Annotated in this window: 13 protein-coding genes; 6 read left to right on the top strand and 7 right to left on the bottom strand. The window is 44.1% G+C overall.

Features of this window, described 5'->3' with window-relative positions; translation table 11 throughout:
* Positions 1–85: 85 nt before the first annotated feature.
* Together NH568_RS05205 and NH568_RS05200 are read right to left on the bottom strand one after the other, a co-directional pair.
* Positions 86–928 carry a S1-like domain-containing RNA-binding protein gene (locus tag NH568_RS05205; RefSeq protein WP_138545501.1) on the bottom strand — a complete coding sequence of 281 codons (843 nt, stop codon included), beginning with the start codon at positions 926–928 and terminating at the stop codon, positions 86–88.
* A 2-nt stretch (positions 929–930) separates the two neighbouring features.
* Positions 931–2,262: a DEAD/DEAH box helicase gene (locus NH568_RS05200; RefSeq protein ID WP_138545502.1), complete on the bottom strand. Its 1,332-nt coding sequence runs from the start codon at positions 2,260–2,262 to the stop codon at positions 931–933.
* A gap of 237 nt (positions 2,263–2,499) precedes the next feature.
* Here NH568_RS05200 and NH568_RS05195 point away from each other — a divergent pair, with 237 nt between their 5' ends.
* Both NH568_RS05195 and NH568_RS05190 read left to right on the top strand, forming a co-directional pair.
* Positions 2,500–3,486: a rhodanese-related sulfurtransferase gene (locus tag NH568_RS05195; RefSeq protein WP_253045148.1), complete on the top strand. Its 987-nt coding sequence runs from the start codon at positions 2,500–2,502 to the stop codon at positions 3,484–3,486.
* Positions 3,487–3,776: 290 nt separating this feature from the next.
* Positions 3,777–5,171 carry a fibrinogen-like YCDxxxxGGGW domain-containing protein gene (locus NH568_RS05190; protein ID WP_253045146.1) on the top strand — a complete coding sequence of 465 codons (1,395 nt, stop codon included), beginning with the start codon at positions 3,777–3,779 and terminating at the stop codon, positions 5,169–5,171.
* Positions 5,172–5,289: 118 nt separating this feature from the next.
* Here NH568_RS05190 and NH568_RS05185 read toward each other — a convergent pair whose 3' ends face one another.
* Positions 5,290–5,475 carry a hypothetical protein gene (locus NH568_RS05185; RefSeq protein ID WP_253045144.1) on the bottom strand — a complete coding sequence of 62 codons (186 nt, stop codon included), beginning with the start codon at positions 5,473–5,475 and terminating at the stop codon, positions 5,290–5,292.
* A gap of 139 nt (positions 5,476–5,614) precedes the next feature.
* The gene (locus tag NH568_RS05180; protein WP_290444127.1) at positions 5,615–6,490 is read right to left on the bottom strand and encodes a LysR family transcriptional regulator; all 876 of its coding nucleotides are present in this window, start codon (positions 6,488–6,490) and stop codon (positions 5,615–5,617) included.
* Between the two features lie 90 nt (positions 6,491–6,580).
* Here NH568_RS05180 and NH568_RS05175 point away from each other — a divergent pair, with 90 nt between their 5' ends.
* A complete protein-coding gene (locus NH568_RS05175) occupies positions 6,581–7,210 on the top strand; it encodes a hypothetical protein (RefSeq protein ID WP_253045140.1) in 630 nt (209 codons plus the stop codon).
* 11 nt (positions 7,211–7,221) lie between these two features.
* Here NH568_RS05175 and NH568_RS05170 read toward each other — a convergent pair whose 3' ends face one another.
* From NH568_RS05170 to NH568_RS05160, 3 genes are all read right to left on the bottom strand, one after another.
* Positions 7,222–8,247: a tetratricopeptide repeat protein gene (locus tag NH568_RS05170; RefSeq protein ID WP_253045136.1), complete on the bottom strand. Its 1,026-nt coding sequence runs from the start codon at positions 8,245–8,247 to the stop codon at positions 7,222–7,224.
* Positions 8,248–8,753: 506 nt separating this feature from the next.
* Positions 8,754–10,061: a polysaccharide biosynthesis C-terminal domain-containing protein gene (locus tag NH568_RS05165; RefSeq protein ID WP_253045132.1), complete on the bottom strand. Its 1,308-nt coding sequence runs from the start codon at positions 10,059–10,061 to the stop codon at positions 8,754–8,756.
* A gap of 80 nt (positions 10,062–10,141) precedes the next feature.
* Positions 10,142–10,708 carry a TetR/AcrR family transcriptional regulator gene (locus NH568_RS05160; protein ID WP_253045129.1) on the bottom strand — a complete coding sequence of 189 codons (567 nt, stop codon included), beginning with the start codon at positions 10,706–10,708 and terminating at the stop codon, positions 10,142–10,144.
* A gap of 93 nt (positions 10,709–10,801) precedes the next feature.
* On the opposite strand from NH568_RS05160, the gene NH568_RS05155 reads away from it, so the two are divergent.
* The 3 genes from NH568_RS05155 (at position 10,802) to NH568_RS05145 (ending at position 13,552) form a co-directional block, all read left to right on the top strand.
* Entirely contained in the window at positions 10,802–11,278 is a 477-nt protein-coding gene (locus NH568_RS05155; protein ID WP_253045127.1) for an HPP family protein, read from the top strand.
* Positions 11,279–11,630: 352 nt separating this feature from the next.
* A complete protein-coding gene (locus tag NH568_RS05150; protein WP_253045123.1) occupies positions 11,631–11,942 on the top strand; it encodes a hypothetical protein in 312 nt (103 codons plus the stop codon).
* Entirely contained in the window at positions 11,903–13,552 is a 1,650-nt protein-coding gene (locus tag NH568_RS05145; RefSeq protein ID WP_253045120.1) for a PepSY-associated TM helix domain-containing protein, read from the top strand. Before NH568_RS05150 ends, NH568_RS05145 begins: the two co-directional genes overlap by 40 nt.
* Positions 13,553–13,577: the final 25 nt, after the last annotated feature.

Here is a 13,577-nt window from a genome sequence, read left to right as displayed (position 1 = left end):
CATCAGTAAGTCAAACGCACTTGTATCCAAATGACAAGCGCGTTTGCATATCAGGGATAACTCAAGCTTGCGGTAAGGCTAAAGCTTAAGTTTTCTTTTTGGTTGTTAAAAGCGAAATTGATTTTGCTTCAATCTGTATCTTTTCTTGTTTGAACAAACCACCAATGGCCTTTTTAAAATTGGCTTTGCTGGTGGAGAAGGATTTTTTGATCAATTCAGGATCTGATTTGTCACCCAGTGGTAAAAAGCCATTGTTTTCTTCCAACTTTTTAAGGATCTGCTCGCCCAGTTCTGAGATCTTATCCATGCCAGGTTTTTCAAGTAAGATATCTATCTTATCGTCTTCATGGACCTGTTTAACATAACCTGTCATGCGCTGGCCGATGTACATACGCTTAAACACGGTATTAAAAAACACCATACCAAAATGTTGTTCATTAACAATAACCTTATATCCCAGGTCAGTCTTTGCTGCGACAATCAGATCGACTTGCTCAAATTTTTTGTACTGAGCAGGCGTTTTGTTAAGAAATTTCCCAAGGTTACTTGAGGCGCATAAACGCTTGCTGGCATTGTCGAGGTAAAGCTTCACCAGGTAACTGAATCCCTCGCGCATTTTTGGCTTCTGCTCGTTATAGGGGGCCAATACATCTTTACTGATCCCGAGATCCAAGAATGCACCTACTTTATTAATTTGTTTTGCACGTAGCAGGGCAAACTGACCTAATTGAGCGAGAGGCTTCTGCGTGGTTGCACAGGGGTGGCCTTGATTATCACTAAAGACAAATACTTCAACGTTGTCACCTGCTTCCAGATGGTCGGGCAGCTCTTTAAGCGGCAGGAAAACGTCGCCATGTTCCTTGCCATCCAGGTAAGCGCCTTCGGCACAGATCTCTTCGATCATTAAAAACTGAGTAGTACCTAGCATATTTATTCCTCGGTTGGCTTTTTAGGTTTTCTTCTTAGTGGTGCGTGTCCGTCGACATCAAACGGTGCCGGAACGGCCTTTTTAGGTTGTTGCGGTTTTCGTTTGGGGGCGCGTTTTGCTTTGGCTTTTGTGTTTGCTAATTGAGGCTTTGCATTTTGCTTCGGTTTGGTCGTTTTTGGCTTAAACCCTTTAAATTTAGCTTCCAGCCCCTCGACTGCCTGAAACTGAACTGATTCTTTCAGATAAGCTGCAATTGCCTCATAGCTTTTCCAGTCTTTAGGACCGACAAAAGAAATCGCGTCTCCTTTAAAGCCGGCGCGGCCTGTACGACCAATTCGATGCACGTATTCTTCAGCCTGCTTTGGTAAGTCGAAATTGATCACGTGTGATACGTTAAGCAGATCTAGGCCACGAGAAGCAACGTCTGTAGTAACTAACACCTTATACAGACCACGGCTAAATGCGTCCATGATATCAAGACGTTTACTTTGTGCCAGATCGCCTGCCAGTGCAACAGCTTTGATGCCAAGTTCATTAAGCATTTCACTGAACCGAGTCGTGTCCTGACGCGTTGCCGTGAAAATAATGCATTGCTTAACGTTATCCTGTTGTACGAAGTGCTTTAACAGCGCCTCTTTGTGATCCAGGTGGTCGGCAAAATACATCGCCTGACGAATATCATCATGTTTCTCGTTACTGCCGCTGAGCAGAATTCGCTTGGGTGATTTGAGCAGATCTCTGGAGGTGATTTCAATTTGAGCATGCTCAAGCGTTGCTGAAAATAATAAAGTCTGACGAAGTCGGTGATCGGCTGCCTGGTTAATGGTCGAAAGTTGTTTTTCAAAGCCTAAGTCCAGCATACGGTCGGCTTCATCAAAAATTAGTAATTCAAGGCCATGAAGTTGTAAGCTGCGCTGTTCTATATGGTCAGTAATACGACCGGGCGTGCCGATCACAAAGTGAGGATCTTTACGCAGGGCTTTGACCTGATCATTAAAGTTCTCACCACCTAGCACTTTAGTGCAAGACATGGCAGTACCGGCAATTAATAGGCGACATTGGTTAAACACCTGCGTGGCCAGCTCACGAGTTGGTGCTACGATGAGTACACGAGGGTCGCGTTTACTGAGCGCTTTTTGTTTCATCACGCGCTGAACAGCGGGCAGCAGAAAAGCCAGAGTTTTTCCTGAACCTGTCTTTGATTGTGCAAAGGTATCGTGCCCGGCAAGGGCAGTGGGAATGGCCTGAGCCTGGATCTCGGTTGGGGTTGTGATCCCCTGGTGTTCTAATTGTTTTTCAAAGCGCAGGTCAAGACCCAGTTCGGAAAATCTCAAGGTACTTTTCTCCAGTAATTATTTTCTAAAACGCAGTATTATAACAAACTAAGTCTACCTACCACCATAACTTTACTGCGCTTTGTGTCAGTTCTGCTTTGGTCGCTGACAAACGGTTTTGCAATTATCCCTAAAATCCGTAAAATATCGCGCCTGGCGCCGGATTTACGATCCGGTTATGTGCTTACACGTCGTGCTTAAGTGTAGGCTGTTTTAAAGCTTATCGAAGAGAAAGTTATGAATAACCATTTTGTTGTATGTGCAATGTACAAGTTTGTGTCCTTGCCAAATTATCAAGCGATCCGTCAGCCTTTACTGGATGTGATGGAGGCCAATGAAGTGCGCGGTACTTTATTGCTTGCAGAAGAAGGTATAAACGGCACGGTCGCTGGCAAACGTGAAGGCATTGACGCTTTACTGGCGTGGCTGGACAAACAGCCTGGTCTTGACAACATTGTATATAAAGAGTCATACGACGAAACCTGCCCGTTTTATCGCACTAAGGTAAAGCTGAAAAAAGAAATCGTCACCATGGGTGTTCAGGGTATCGATCCTAAAGAAGTGGTTGGTACTTATGTTAAGCCGCAGGACTGGAATGCACTGATTTCTGACCCTGACGTGGTACTGGTTGATACCCGTAACGATTATGAAATCGAGATTGGCACATTCAAAAACGCCATTGACCCTAATACAAAAACTTTCCGTGAGTTCCCGGCTTGGGCAGAGAAAAACCTGGATCCTGCAAAACATAAGAAAGTAGCTATGTTCTGTACTGGTGGTATTCGTTGTGAAAAATCAACGGCGTACATGAAAGAGCAGGGTTTCGAAGAAGTATATCATCTGGAAGGCGGTATTCTTAAGTATTTGGAAGATGTGCCAAAAGAGGAAACAATGTGGGAAGGCGAGTGTTTTGTCTTTGATAACCGTGTTGCAGTGGATCACGATCTAAACAAGGGCTCTTACGATCAGTGTCACGCATGTCGCATGCCGATCACCGAAGAAGAAATGCAACGTCCGGAATATATGGAAGGTGTTTCTTGCCACCACTGTTATGAAAACGTGACTGAAGAGCAAAAAGCCCGCTTTGCTGAGCGTCAAAAGCAAATTGAGTTAGCGAAACAGCGCGGCGAAGGACACATTGGTCATGAGGCGCAGGAAACGTTACGTGCCCGCAAAGAGCAGAAACAAGCAAAGAAAGATGCACAGCGAGCTAAATCAGCATAGTGAATCGAGTTAAATAAAATAAAAAAGCCAGCTTTATGCTGGCTTTTTTATTTTTCGAGCACGAGCAATATTATATGACCGTTCTGTTGTTTATTAATGAGTATGTATTGCCTATTCTATATAGTAATAAATGCTTATTATTTAACTTTGGGTAAATGAAATAGGATTGAATTAAGTCAAGGTTTTAGTGGATAATATATGCTTAAATTTAGCCAATAGTGCATCTTTAACAAAAAACTCCCATAAGGGAAGAATATTTCACTTGATTATTACATGCAAAGGATTTTTACATGTTTAATAAAACGCTTCTTACGTGCTGTATCCTGGCTGGTGCTTCTGCACGGGCATTTAACCTTGGCGAACACACAGTGACTGACCAGAGTTTAGCGATAGCAAAAACTGCACAACAGGTGCTGATTACTGGTGTAGCAAGCTTAAATGATGCTGAGCCTGGCAACGTGATGGTGACAGATAATGGTGATGGGTCTGTGTCAGTACGATTTGCTGAGTGGGATTATCAGGATGGTACCCACCAAGGAGAAACGGTGTCTACTCTCACTTTAGAGAAAGGTCGACATGAAATGGCCGACGGCTCAGTGTGGGAAGTGGGGAGTATTGTGCTTGATACGGCAGATAAAGAGTTTCGTTTTGCACAGCAAATGCCACAGATGCCTTATTTATTTCTGAGTGGTCAGAGCGACGCTAACCAGTCCTCTTATGTTACTCGTGCGAGTAACGTCAATCAGCTTGGTTTTAGTGCCTATGTACAATATCAAGAGTTACCAGTTTCGGGTCGCGGCACTACTCAACAGACTGTTGCGTATTTGGCTATCTACGCCCCAAATAAAGAAGGAAGGCTTGATTCAGGCGAAGAGTACAGCGTAGATCAGGTTGTCGTTGACCATACTGGTAGGGTGTTTAAGCAGCACGAGCTGAAATTATTGGAAGAGCAGTCCAAAGACACGGAACTGACACATATTGAAGAAATCGTTAACGTACTCACCATTGACGGTCACTTGTTTGCCCATGACATCACTTCTCATGGCGCTGATACAGTGAGTATTCGTGCAAATAAAGATGCCGTTGTTTTACCCAGCCCTTACTATACAAGCTGTAACGAGTTGTTACAGAATGAGCCGCAGACTCCAACTGGCTTTTATGTCCTGGATCAGGACGGTAATGGCGCAATGCCAGAGTTTACCACTTATTGTAATATGGATGAGCATGGCGGAGGCTGGACACTGGTCGGTTTACGCCGAGTGGTCGGTTACGATTATGCAAATAGTAACACCATGTTGGATGGATGGTTTGAAGAAACACAAAATATCACAAGTTTCGATGCAAACTACCACCTGACAGACGCCCAGTGGGTAAATTATAAAAATAGCATGCAGGAAATGTACATGGTGATGCCGGCTATTAATAATTACGCCATTGCAGATATCAGCGTGTTAAATACAGCAAACTGTATTCCTCTTCAAGATACGCTCGGCCAAAATTCAGATCGAACTGGTGAAGCGAGATTCCGTTTATTCTGGCACGAATCTTCAGGCTGCTCTGGTGGTGGCCAAGATTACACTATGCTTAACTACGCAAATATCTACAACTTTAATAGCGCTATGTACAAGCAGACAAACGTTAATGGCTACGCACATAGCCAGGTTACCTATATCTATGTCAGATAATTACAGCTTAAAGTTTATTGTGTGCTGAATGATAGCCAGATTTTACCTTGGCGGTCTTCGTAACTATAAAAGCCAGCATAACGCTGGCTTTTTATTTTAACTCGTATTCGTTGAGCTATTAGTGCAGCAGGTCGCTACATACAGTGTAAGCTTCGCGAGAATAGCAAAACTGTGAGCCACAAGTGATACCATCTGACGCACAATTTGCGGTTCCGCCTGCTACCTGAGGTGTTACCGCCGCATTAAGTGACTGTGATGACTTTGAAAGTTGTTTCATTTTTTTTGCTTTTAACTTGATTTTCATTTTTAATTTCCTTTTATAGATACAAAGCCATTGAAAAATAACAGTATTGTTCTCGAGTATCAAGTAAAAAGTTGTAAAAGCTGATGTATCCATGGTTTCGTATATTCAGTTGTAGAAGCGCATTGATAGACCAATACACCTACTTACCACTATCTAAATGTATTTCTTCAACCAAAGATTTTATCCAAGATGGTACATTCCGTCGATATATAGCGAATACTTGCTCAGTATGATTTTTTTTATCACATTGACGCGTTAATTTACGTAGCTGCCAGGCTGAAAGCATGTAATCGGGCAGGTAAGCGATTGCAAGCCCGTTTTTGACCAGCTCGCATAACGCAGCGTAATCATTGACTATCCATTTGATTTGTCTGTTCATCGTATCATCATACCAGCCATCACAACTTGACCCGCGAAATTCACCACAAAACGGTGACGTATTAGGCACCGCGAAGGGGTAACTCGATAACTCTAAGGGGGTTACGCTATGCTTGCATGCAAGCGGATGAGTTTTCCCAACGGCCAGTTCGAGGGTTAACTCTCCAATTGGCATAGCTTCGAGCTCTTCATTCAGGTGGGGCCGGACCAGGCTGGTTGTCAGTGCTACATCTACCAGGCCCTGTTTGACCTTATTGAGTGCCTCCATTTCGAAGTCAGACTCATACTCAATTAGGATCCCGGAGGCTGCGGCACCGAAAAGGCTGATCCAGCGATACTGAAGGATTGCTGGCGCTGACACTCGACATGTGAAGACTGTGTTTGTGGGCGCCAGTGCAATTTGTGTACTGCGTGTGATATCAAGAATTTTTATCGCTTCAGGAAGTAAACGAGCGCCATTTTTGTTTAAGACAAGCTGCTTACCAACTCGGTCGAATAACAATACACCTAATGATGACTCTAGCTTTTTTAATGACTTTGAGAGCGCACTGGGTGTTGTATTTAAGTCAATTGCAGCCAACTGTAGACTCTGTAAATTTGCTATCGCAACAAATCTTTTTAGTTCTAATATTTCCATATTGGAATTTATATACGTCAATAGTTGATGATATGGAATTAAATATACCTTAGATTGCGTAACTACGTTGCCCTATTTTTGGAGTATTTAATGATTAGATGGTTGGTGTTGTTGTTTCTAAGCCCAATTGTACTGGCACATCAGGAGCACAGTACATTCGGTGTTCATGGTTTGGTAATAATGCAAGTAGACAGTAAGGTAATCGCCTCACATTTGCCTATGCCCCGGGGAATGCATGCCAGACAATTTGTATTTGAGGTCAAACCTACACCAGCGCTGGCCCCTATTTTTGAGAGGCTTTTTAAGTCTCAAGTTTTGGTCACGTTTGTGCCCAGAGCCTTTGAGCTAAACAAATTGCGCCTTGGAGACATCCCTGCTCTGTCTGGAAGTGTGTATCAGGGTCATTTTGAGCGTGATGGAAAGCTAGCAGGAAAAAATGTAACACTTGAGGTGGGTAAAGTTATTTTAGATGAGCCTGTGACACCAGTAAAAAATGGGTACTTCTATGTCAGACCCGTTACTCGGGGACACTGTTTACTTATTCATAGAATTGGTCATTTACCCAGTTTTGACCAATTGGTTCAGGTGAAGTGTCACCATCAAAATGCATTACCAGCCTTAATACATGGTGGTGCAAGGTTACCTCTGACCGGGCAAGTTCCGGTGCCCTATAAGTTTGTCAACGCACTTTATCTGGAAACTCAGGATTTCGACGAATAAAATAGAGATGCTCAGGGCTTGATACAAAACTTGCGAGCCTTTAACCAAGCTGGAGCGGGCTTAGTGAGCTGGGCAGGGTTTGTACTTGGGGTCACATTTACTTGTACTTTGGGCGCAAGATAGTGCTTGATTAAAAATTGCAGCTTGACGCTTTCCAGGCGGTCAAATGCTAATACTAACTCGTCTTTTGTCGTTTGAGGCAGGGAGTTGCCCAAGTTTGTTTCATTGGCGTTGACTAACCACTGCAACAGGGCTTTTTTTGATTCGTCAGGGTAAGCGTCTATTAAAGCTGAAATTGGACTTATCAGGCGCTGGAAGTTGAGAGTGTGGCCCTGGATTGCGAAAATGAATAATAGATTAGTGCCGGCGGTAATGTTTCCGCTGCGCTTATCGCTGGACTGGTAGCCGATTAGCGCCTGCCGATAATATTTCTCTGCTAATTCTATATCGCCTTCGTCCAATGCTAAGGTGCCAAGGTTGTTGTTTACGTTTGCTAGTGCACGTTCATGATGGAGCCTAAGCGCTATGTCTCGCGCCTCCTGATAGGATTGTTTAGCTAATGGATAGTCATTCATATGGCGCGAAAGCACAGCCAGATTAATCAGCAGGGCCATTCGCTTCTTGTCGGGCACATCAAGTCCGAGAGCGCAGGTATAAAAAGACTTGGCCTGGTGAAAGTAACCCAGGCGCCTCAAAGCTATACCCATTGCACTTATTATGCTTGCAAGGCGTTTTTGGAAGTAATCTTGATGCTGAAGCTTCAACAGCGCAATGAGTTCTGCTTCTATATCATCAAAATTATTTGTCGCTATTGCTGATCGTACCTTGATTAAATGCCAGCGGATCTGTTGCGATGGAGAGAGATTGGTGATTGTCGCAACTTGCCTGAGCAGGCGATAAGAATGAGAGGGTTCAACAATGATGTAATCCTCGGCTTCTCTTAGAATGTCAGCGGAAGACCTGGAGGTGAACTGAGGTATTGCAGTTGCTGGCATGATATACAAAATGCAGAGAAGTACGAATAAGGTGTATCGCAAATTATCTCCCGTTGTTGAGCATACCCTGTAATACTTTTTAAGATAGCGCAACAATGAAAGTGCGTCTACATATCAGGTATTCGTATAAAGTAATGGGAAGAGGGCGCGGCCGGACAAAGCTGTGATAGCAGTTTTTCCGGACGCTTTGTAAGTAATTTACTAGAGCGCTTTATCTAGTTCAAGATAAACGCAAATTTGTTTGAAAACCGATGCTCTGGTTAAAGGGAGGTGACAGATGCGATTCTGGTTGTAGCAAGTAAGTCACCTTCGCACTTTGCGTAACTTTTTCGGAATGAAAAGACAATTTGGTATATGCATGTTTAAGCGCTATCCCCAAACTTAAACCCAGGCACAACATCAGGACAAACAAGCCACTTTGTTTTACTCGTTGCTTCATAATTTTCCTTATTATTCTTATTTTTATGATGGTGCAAACTAGCACGGCTCCTAAATTACAAAAGGGTATTGAATGTGTCAATTATTTTAACAAGTTATTATTAAGGAGGTTAACGGCTTTCTGATCGCGTCCTTGGTACATTTCCTGTGGAGTGATGCGGCTTTCTGAATGTTAAGAAAGTTACCCAGGTTAGCAGAGATGCGAGGAATAATGCCGCACAGGTGGAGATCGCCGCGCCAGTAATACCATGAGTTGGAATGAGTAGCCAATTCAATATCGCGTCAGTAACTAATGTTAAAAGCCCAATTACAACGACATATTTCCCTTTTCCTGTATATTGAAGCCAGGTTGAGATAAAAGCAGTAACAGCCCAAAAGCAGGAACCCAGGATCAAATATCTCAGTGCCCCTGTCGCTGTGAAAAAGTCCTCACCAAACAATTTTAATAGATGAGAGCCAGATATCATCAATACAATTGAAAGTATTACAACAATTACAACCAACACGCGTTGAGCTTGCCAAAGCACGAACTCGGCATGCTCTTCGCCTTTTTCTAAGGCCTGGCCGAGCAAGGGGACGAATAAAGCAATGATGCTAACCTGAGCGACCGGAAGCACATGAGCAGTCGTCACTGCGCCGGCATAGTGACCCACCTCATGTTCCAAAGCCAGAAGCTCCAGCATGTAAAGGTCTAATTGAGAAATAGCAATTGTAACTAACATTGCGAGCATCATGGGAACGGACGTCATAAGGAGTTTTGTACCATTATTGACGGGCGTTAAAGGAGCGAAAGACAGTAGGTTTTGCTTACGTAAAATCCCTAATTGCCAAGAGGTTATAATAAGTAACAGCCCAATACCCGCGGCAATTACCTGCCAAAGGTGAACTTGTTCCAGTAAAGCGGCCAGTGCAACGACGGCTATTGTTTTTCCAAGCGGCAAGCCAATCCGCCAGGGCAGGTTGGCATAAACCAGCATCTTTGCGCTTTGCAATACACGGCTCAAGATTGCACCGGTGGCAATTAGTGGTATGGCAGCAGATATCCACAGTAATGCATGATGCTCCTCCAATGACCAGCTACCTAAGTGCCAATAGCCACTTAAATAAGTAAAGATAAAAAGGAGCAAAGAGAGCCCGGCTGCAATTTTTATGAAAAACAAGACAAACCCGCCTACCTGACTGGTTGCATTGTCAGCAAGCGGCTTAGCCAGAAACTTAGGGGCGACGCGATCACCTCCCAAAAGCACTAACACACCGCAAATTGTGGCATACGCGTAGGCGACTTTATAATCGCCGTATTCATGGGCACTGAGGTTGCGACTCAGGCTGAGGTTAAATAAATAATCCACAATAAAGCCGATTATAACCGAGACACTGAGTGTCAGGGCGCCATGTTTAAGGTAGCTATCTTGTTGCATGGTATATCTGACCAAAGCATGCAGTAAGTAATGATAAAGGCATTATAGTGCACTGGGAATAATGGTTAAATTTCACCAGATTACACACCAAATGCTGACTGAGCGTCGTACGCCAGTGCAATATCGATACAACGCAAAGCTGCCTGTTTGTCTCCTTGAACAAAGGCTGACACCGTGGCACCTTCTTTGAGTAAACACAAGGTATCAACCAGTCTGTCATCTGGCTGCGGTAAACTTTGTGTGATCAGGTGCCTCACAGCTGTTTTATGTCTGGCACAGCTATCCATGATTTGTGCGTTCAGTGACGCTGATTCACTGGCGGTATTAATGAAAAAGCACCCCCTGAATGGACCAAGCTCAGGTGCATGATCGTGAAACCAGTCACTTAATGCATGAAACAGTAACTCGATGAGTGCTGCATTACTTTCAGCGCCCAACAATTTGCTTCTTAGCCACTGCAAATATTGTTGATGCCGAAGTGACAATGCGGCAAGCACCAGGTCGTCTTTGGAGCTAAAATGATGATAGAGGGTTTTCTTCGCAACCCCACTGTGTGAGATGATCTCGTTTATTCCAACGCCACAGATCCCTTTTTGATAGAACAGTTCTAACGCCTTGCTTAGCAACAACTCTCGTTTATCTGACATATCCGTCTCCTAATACTTGCACTTATCTTGACATGAGTAGACAAAGTTGTCTACGATGTTTGGTAGAACAACCTGTCTACCTGAGGAGGTGGTGTGTCAAACTGGACTGTTTATTTTTCTGCAGGTTTAGGCTCTACGCTGGCAATTACGGCTTTGGCTCTTATTGGCGAGCATGAGCAGGAACATTGGCTTTTAATGGCTGCTTTTGGGGCGTCTTGCGTGCTGATATTTGTCTTACCTGATAGTCCGCTCGCACAAGCACGCAATGTGATAGCAGGCCATTGTATTACGGCACTGGTGGGAGTCACTTTTGTTGAAATCGTCCCTGTAAATGCGTTCTCGTTGGGCGCGGCAACAGGGTTGGCTGTTATGCTCATGATGTATACAAAAACGGTGCATCCGCCGGCTGGCGCAAACCCATTGTTTATTATGCTTACCGGTCAGGGATGGACATTCTTGCTGTTCCCGGTATTAACTGGTGCGATTGGTTTGGTTATGTTTGGCCGTGGTTATCACCTGATACGTACTTACGCGCTATATAAAAACCAAAAAGCAGAGCATAGTGGATAGTTTGTTTCAATAAAGCTAATGGTAGTGATTATCAATGCTGTTTGTGTATAATATACAGGTTATTGCCCATACAAATACAGGGAGGGATAGTGCTCAATTCATTTCAGGTACTGCTCTTGATTGCAGGTACCTTGTTATTTTACCTAAGCAATAAAAACCAACAGCTACTACCTAAAAAACTAAGCCGCGGGTTTCGGGCAGTATCTTACCTGATACTGCTTTGTGCATATGGCTTTATTTTTTCGCAAATGAATGGACCCTCAGTTATTTTTCAGAGCTTTGTTGTGGTCATGTTAGGGTTAATTATTCCTCCTTTTGTTGCACTATTCACGAGTCACAACAAGGGAAAGCTATGAAGAGTAGCACACACATTCAGCCACATTGGGTGAGCAAGTCTCTGGCTGGCGTTATAGCCGGGGGACTGCTGAGTTTTGCGTTTGTTGGCCTGATAGTATGGTTTGGTCCGGATGGCCTCAAGGGGACGCTCACAAGCTCTGAGCTATTATGGAAAACTCAGTTCAACATGTGGATCATTGCGCCTATCTGGCTACTGATACTTAGCATGACTTTTTTGTTTAAAACGGGAAAGCAAGCCTGGCGTTATTTGTTATTGGCCAGTGCGGTATGTTTCGCGATGCAAACGATTTTAAGGAGTGCGTTATGAAAGTGAGAGCGGACATTCTGCGCACCTATCAAACACTACATACCTGGACTGGCATAACAACCAGCTTGCTGTTGTTTATCGGTTTCTTTGCCGGTGCATTGGTGATGTTTGCCCCGGAGATCGACCGGTGGGCGACTTCTCCAGAAAAACATATGCCTGCAATAGCTGCCGAGCGCTATGATGAATTGCTGCAAAAAGTGCTACAGGTGTATCCAAAAGCCGCTGACAGCGTAACCCTGCATTTTGATAAATCGTTATCGCCTGTAAGTTGGTACGAGCAGGGAAATGGGAGAGGGCTTGCCCTGGATGAGGTTAAGTGGCACGGTACATTGAATAGTGACGGTGAGTTGGTTACCCAACTGGTGCCTGTAAATACGCTTTCGGCTATGCTGGATATGTTGCATCGCACCGCGGGCATTATTGGAGAAATTGATCATCATCAGGCTGGGATTTTTGTACTCGGTATTGCTGCATTTGCATATTTTATCGCGTTAGTTTCTGGTGTGATATTTCTGCTCCCAACCCTGGTTAAGCGTTTTCAAGCGCTGCGTCGGGACGGAGAAAGAAAGCGTTTTTGGCTGGATGGTCATAATTTGCTTGGTATTGCGAGTTTACCGTTTCACATTGTGATTGCTGTTACCGTGACCGTTTTTGCGTATCATGACGTGTTTTATGGCGGCTTGTCGAAACTTTATGGTGATAAGCCTTTGTTCCCAGGAACTGAACCTTCAAAAATTGAGCGGAAGTTAGCGGATTTGCCAGGAGTTTCTGAATTAGTTGCGAAAGTAGAAGCGCATGCGCCCGGTTACACCGTTTCGTATATCAGGTATGGAAACCTGACTAAACCAGCCGCATCAGCCAGCGTAGGTGTAGTGAATGAAAACCAGCTGATGCGAGGCGCGCTAAATGACTACGTATTTATAAACCCTTATACGTTCGAAATTGCCTCTTCCAGCGCGGCACATCCGGAGCAAAATGTATGGGCAAAAATCGTATCTACTTTTTTTAGTCTGCATTTTGGTAGTTATGGTGGGGATCTCGGTCGCTGGGCTTACTTTTTAATGGGGCTGGCCGGCGCTGGTTTATTTTATTCTGGGAATATTTTGTGGCTTGAGAAAAGGCGTAAGAAAGGAATTCAGCAGAGTCGGAGTTATAAAGTGATGGGGGCGCTTACAGTCGGTGTCAGCCTTGGAGCACTAACGGGCATTGCCGCTGTATTTGCCTGTAATAAATGGCTGACTTTGACGTCCGTGAACATAAATCAGGCTTATCTGTTCCTCTATTATGCGAGCTTTTTTAGTGTCGTGCTATCTGCATTTGCTTACGGCCCGGCACGAACGGCAATTTACGGACTTAAACTCCTGTCGTTGTTGTGTGTATTCGTGCCTGTAACGTCATTCATAGCAACAGTTATTCCGGACACAGCACTTTGGGAACCTAATAGCCTTGAAGCGCTTATGGTGGAGGTGATCTTGGCGTTGTTTGGCGTATTCTTTTGGTTACTGTCTAAACAGGTTACGCGGCGAGCCTTACTAAATGAACCTGGTAGTATCTGGTATTTAAAAGACTCTACGATAACCTCAGAAATGTCGATTAGGCATTCAGTTTAATGTAGAAAGATAAGGCCAGCATTTA

This window comes from Pseudoalteromonas sp. XMcav2-N (assembly GCF_024124545.1).
Lineage (GTDB): Bacteria > Pseudomonadota > Gammaproteobacteria > Enterobacterales > Alteromonadaceae > Pseudoalteromonas.
This window is presented reverse-complemented; position numbering and strand designations above follow the sequence as displayed.

Coding starts and splice junctions, on each gene's coding strand:
- NH568_RS05205 (WP_138545501.1), bottom strand. CDS start 928: ATGCTAGGTACTACTCAGTTTTTAATGATCGAAGAGATCTGTGCCGAA.
- NH568_RS05195 (WP_253045148.1), top strand. CDS start 2,500: ATGAATAACCATTTTGTTGTATGTGCAATGTACAAGTTTGTGTCCTTG.
- NH568_RS05190 (WP_253045146.1), top strand. CDS start 3,777: ATGTTTAATAAAACGCTTCTTACGTGCTGTATCCTGGCTGGTGCTTCT.
- NH568_RS05185 (WP_253045144.1), bottom strand. CDS start 5,475: ATGAAAATCAAGTTAAAAGCAAAAAAAATGAAACAACTTTCAAAGTCA.
- NH568_RS05180 (WP_290444127.1), bottom strand. CDS start 6,490: ATGGAAATATTAGAACTAAAAAGATTTGTTGCGATAGCAAATTTACAG.
- NH568_RS05175 (WP_253045140.1), top strand. CDS start 6,581: ATGATTAGATGGTTGGTGTTGTTGTTTCTAAGCCCAATTGTACTGGCA.
- NH568_RS05165 (WP_253045132.1), bottom strand. CDS start 10,061: ATGCAACAAGATAGCTACCTTAAACATGGCGCCCTGACACTCAGTGTC.
- NH568_RS05160 (WP_253045129.1), bottom strand. CDS start 10,708: ATGTCAGATAAACGAGAGTTGTTGCTAAGCAAGGCGTTAGAACTGTTC.
- NH568_RS05150 (WP_253045123.1), top strand. CDS start 11,631: ATGAAGAGTAGCACACACATTCAGCCACATTGGGTGAGCAAGTCTCTG.
- NH568_RS05145 (WP_253045120.1), top strand. CDS start 11,903: ATGTTTCGCGATGCAAACGATTTTAAGGAGTGCGTTATGAAAGTGAGA.